Below are 2407 nucleotides of genomic sequence, written 5' to 3'. Positions count from 1 at the left end.
AACCTCGTGCAGGTGGCGCACAACTGCCACGTGGGGGCGCATTCCGTGATGGCCGGCTGCTCCGCGGTGGCGGGCAGCACCCACATTGGCCGTGGGGTGACGGTGGCTGGGGGGGCCGGCATCAACGGGCACCTCCACATCGCCGACGGCACCGTGGTGATGGGCATGGCCCGCGTCACCCACGACATACGCAACGCGGACGTCTACGCGTCGGGCACGCCCATGGCTACGGCACGGGAGTGGCGCCGCAATGCAGCGCGTTTCAACCAGCTCGACGCCATGGCACGGCGCCTGCGCGAGCTAGAGCGGCGCCTGGCGGCGTCGGAACCGGACGAACGGAAGGACTCATGACACACAGCGACACTGCGGCGGGGATGGACTGCCACGAGATCAAGAACTACCTCCCGCACCGATATCCGTTCCTGCTCGTCGACCGGGTGCGCGAGTGCGTGCCCGGCGAGTCGATCGAGGCGATCAAGAACGTCACCGTCAACGAGCCCTTCTTCCAGGGCCACTTCCCGCAGCGCGCGGTGATGCCCGGAGTGCTCATCCTGGAGGCCCTGGCCCAGGCCTGCGGGCTGCTGGCATTCCGCACCCAGCAGGTCACGCCCGACGACTCCAAGCTCTTCTATCTCGTCGGCATCGACAAGGCGAAGTTCAAGCGCCCGGTGGAGCCCGGTGACTGCCTGACGCTGGAGGCGCGGTTCAACCGCAACATGCGCGGGATCTGGATGTTCGCCGTGGAGGCCCGGGTGGACGGTGCGGTCGCCGCCAGCGCCGAGATCCGCTGCACGATGAGGGAAGTGTGAGCGATATCCATCCCACGGCGGTGATCGATCCCTCGGCGCGTATCGCCGAGGGCGTGACGGTCGGGGCGTACAGCATCGTCGGTGCGGAGGTCAGCATCGATGCCGGGACCTGGGTCGGCCCCCACGTGGTGATCCATGGGCCGACGCGCATCGGCCGGGACAACCGCATCTTCCAGTTCGCCTCCGTCGGCGAGGAGCCCCAGGACAAGAAGTTCTCGGGCGAGCACTCGACCCTCGAGATCGGCCACGGCAATACGATCCGCGAGTTCGTCACCATCAACCGCGGCACCGGGGAGGGCGGCGGTGTCACCCGCGTGGGCGACGACAACTGGATCATGGCGTACTGCCACATCGCCCACGACTGCCTCATCGGCAGCCATACCATTTTCGCCAACAACGCCTCGCTCGCCGGCCACGTCGAGGTCGGGGACTTCGTCATACTCGGCGGCTATGCGCTGGTGCACCAGTTCTGCCGGCTCGGCACCCACGGCTTCCTCGCCTTTGGTGCCCATGTCGACCGGGACGTGCCGCCGTTCGTCATGGCCGCCGGCCAGCGGGCCACGCCCCGGGGCCTGAACGTGGAGGGTCTGCGCCGCCACGCCTTCTCCCGGGACGCCGTGCGCGCGCTCAAGGCCGCCTACCGGACGCTCTACCGCAAGGGCCTGCGCGCCGAGGATGCCGTTGCCGCCCTGGAGGGGGCTTCCGAGCCGGCGGTCGCGACCCTGGCCGGGTTCGTGCGCGACAGCCGCCGCGGCATCATCCGCTAGTGCCCGCCATGCAGCGCGTGGCGTTGGTGGCGGGCGAGCTCTCGGGGGACCTGCTCGGAGCCGGGCTGATGCGTGCGCTCGCACGCCGTCACCCCGGGGTCCGGTTCGAGGGCATCGGCGGCCCGGCGATGGCGGCGGAGGGGCTGGAGAGCCTCTATCCGCTGGAGACGCTCTCCGTGATGGGGCTGGTCGAGGTGCTGCGTCACCTGCCGCGGCTGCTTGCGGTGCGCCGGGACCTCGTCCGGCGCCTGAGTGCCGATCCGCCGGACGTGTTCATCGGCATCGATTCCCCGGACTTCAATCTCGGGCTCGCTCGCCGGCTGCGACAGCGCGGGGTGCGCACCGTGCACTACGTCAGTCCCTCGGTGTGGGCGTGGCGGCAGGGGCGCGTGCGCGGCATCGCCCGGTCGGTGGACCGCATGCTTACGCTGCTGCCCTTCGAGGCCGAGTTCTACCGGGCGCACGAGGTGCCGGTGAGCTTCGTCGGCCATCCGGCGGCGGACCGCTTCCCGATGGAGACCGATACTGCGGGCTACCGTGCGGCCCTCGGCGTGGACGCCGACGCCACCGTGCTCGCGGTGCTGCCGGGCAGCCGGATGGGGGAGCTCGAACGCCTGGGCACGCTGTTCGCACAGGCGGTGGAACGGCTGCGTCGGGCGCGCCCGGGACTCACCGTGCTCGCGCCCATGGCGACCCCGGCACTCGCGGCCCGTTTCCGGGAGGTACTGGACAAGGTCGGTGTCGCTGACGCCGTGCGTCTCGTCGAGGGCGACGCGGCGACCGTCATGGGGGCGGCGGATGTGGTGCTCACCGCCTCCGGCACGGCGACCT

At 70.5% G+C, this 2407-nt stretch carries 3 protein-coding genes and 1 pseudogene; all 4 read left to right on the top strand.

Features of this window, described 5'->3' with window-relative positions; all coding sequences use genetic code 11:
* Positions 1–351: pseudogene (locus G7A99_RS14750) on the top strand (UDP-3-O-(3-hydroxymyristoyl)glucosamine N-acyltransferase); the annotation flags it as partial.
* On the top strand, positions 348–809 hold the full coding sequence (gene fabZ / locus G7A99_RS14745; protein ID WP_018718337.1) for a 3-hydroxyacyl-ACP dehydratase FabZ: 462 nt from the start codon (positions 348–350) through the stop codon (positions 807–809). The pseudogene G7A99_RS14750 and the gene fabZ, both read left to right, overlap by 4 nt.
* The gene (lpxA, locus tag G7A99_RS14740; RefSeq protein ID WP_163141468.1) at positions 806–1576 is read left to right on the top strand and encodes an acyl-ACP--UDP-N-acetylglucosamine O-acyltransferase; all 771 of its coding nucleotides are present in this window, start codon (positions 806–808) and stop codon (positions 1574–1576) included. Before fabZ ends, lpxA begins: the two co-directional genes overlap by 4 nt.
* Positions 1577–1644: 68 nt before the next feature.
* Positions 1645–2407: lipid-A-disaccharide synthase (lpxB, locus tag G7A99_RS14735; protein WP_240466293.1), on the top strand; the 763-nt coding region annotated here is incomplete at its 3' end.

The organism is Arhodomonas sp. KWT, assembly GCF_010993615.1.
The sequence above is the reverse complement of the archived record's forward strand: the minus strand, read 5'-3'. Positions and strand labels throughout refer to the sequence as shown.